Raw genomic sequence first — 1,799 nt, 5'->3', positions numbered from 1 at the left:
GTATTTCTCCATTATCACTTGCAACAAACCAGCCATCCCACTCTTGGCTAATATTTAATATTTCACTTCTCACTCTTTCTTCATTGTAAAACTCCTTGATCGTACTTTCTATGTATTGCTGGGGCAACAAACCTGGGTATGTATTTCTATAACCGTCTGAACACACTTTAATAATCCCTTGTATATCTTCTACTCTTGCTTTTCTGTATTCAATCATATTGCATCCTCCCCAATTATAAATAAACAATTCATACATTATATAATTCAATATTCAAACAATTAATCCTATCCGTGTTTTTATACTATATTTCTAAAAACTCTATAGTCGTTTCACATACATTATCTGTTTCTTCGATATCTGGAAAATGTGCACTATTTTCAAATATAACAAGTTTACTATTTTTCATATGACTCGTTATTCTTTTGCTCATTTCCACACCCGTATTACAGTCATGCGCTCCAACTATGACACATGTATCTTGTTCCAAATCATTAATGCGCTCAATAAGCGGTACAATTGATTTCGTTTCAAAAATAACTTTACTCATTTTTCCTGTATTACTTAAATGACTTTCTTTCCAAAGACTACGATTTAACTTTGCAAATTCTTGATTTTTAAACAATAGCTGATTAGCTACATGTTTCTATATAAATTCCAAACAAGTATTACAACAAAAGCTGTACCCTTATACAAAAAGGTACAGCTTTTTAACAACATACGCTAAAAGGTTTATTATCCTAACTAAATCACTTTCACATAGCTTCAATAATTCATTTGTTAACATGCATTCCAAATTCTTTCGATACATTGAATCTATAACATTACTTAATTTTTATAGTCAAATAATAMAAATTTATTTATGCTACATTAACACMTTTATTCTTCAAAACAAACTTTTCAAATAAAAAACGTACAAGAGGTCCCATTATTATTAATTGAAGTGGGTACGCTATAATGAAATTTTTAATAAAAACCGAAAAATAAATTGAAACGAATGAGTCACCATGTAATCCATTATGTAAATACATCATAGCCATTCCGTAAAATGACATAAAGAAAACCATTCCAATTACCATCGCTGTTGCCATCGCAATAATCATGTTTACTTTTTTTGATTTATCAAATGGTAGTGCAAATACAATTTTTTTCGCACACGGTCCAACGATACATATTTCAATTAATAGCGCAATAATAAATCCAATTATTAGTTCTAATGCGATCTCCTTAATATGAATTGACCCTCCTGCTCCATTCATTAATAAATTGTAAAACGTCATAACTATAACCATCCCTAGGCACATCATCATACCGAATTGGAGGTTTTCCTTTCTTGTTGTTGGCAATTTCTATCATCCTTTCTGTTTAAGTCTTTGTCATTATATCGATATCGAAAACCTCTTCGTAAGTGAACAATTTGTGAACGTTTTTTGAAACCGTTTCAAATACCTCCCCTACTTTTCACTCAAATCTACTTAACTTACTTTATAACTTTCTATTTGTAGAGGTTTTATATATTTAAATGTTGAATTACTAAATTTATGACACTTACCATAGGAGGTTTAACATGAATGAATCTGAATTTTACTCATATCACATCGTTACAAAAAATAAAATGAAACTTGGACAAACAATCCACTTTGACAAAAATCAAACTAATACCTTATATCACTTCTTTTTTGAAAGAGAACAATTAAATTCTAACAGTGAAGATTCTATTCAAATTTTAAAAAATCATTATACAAATGAAGAATTACATATAAATAATGAAAATGCTAGAGTAGTTATGAATTATATAGAT

2 protein-coding genes and 2 pseudogenes are annotated in these 1,799 nt (G+C 29.0%); 1 reads left to right on the top strand and 3 read right to left on the bottom strand.

What is annotated here, in order from left to right:
* The 3 genes and pseudogenes from AC1DTM_RS25070 to AC1DTM_RS25060 all read right to left on the bottom strand — a co-directional run.
* A pseudogene (locus AC1DTM_RS25070) lies at nt 1-217 on the bottom strand (GNAT family N-acetyltransferase); the annotation flags it as partial.
* Between the two features lie 85 nt (nt 218-302).
* Nucleotides 303-632: pseudogene (locus AC1DTM_RS25065) on the bottom strand (alpha/beta fold hydrolase); the annotation flags it as partial.
* A 226-nt stretch (nt 633-858) separates the two neighbouring features.
* Entirely contained in the window at nt 859-1,344 is a 486-nt protein-coding gene (locus tag AC1DTM_RS25060) for a DUF2798 domain-containing protein (RefSeq protein ID WP_477001148.1), read from the bottom strand.
* A 221-nt stretch (nt 1,345-1,565) separates the two neighbouring features.
* Between AC1DTM_RS25060 and AC1DTM_RS25055 the strand changes: the two genes are divergently transcribed.
* On the top strand, nt 1,566-1,799 hold a 234-nt coding region (locus tag AC1DTM_RS25055; RefSeq protein WP_477001147.1), incomplete at its 3' end, for a DUF2441 domain-containing protein.

Source organism: Bacillus sp. P4_D3 (assembly GCF_056401855.1).
Note: the sequence above shows the minus strand (reverse complement) of the source record. Positions and strands in the feature narration are given on the sequence as shown.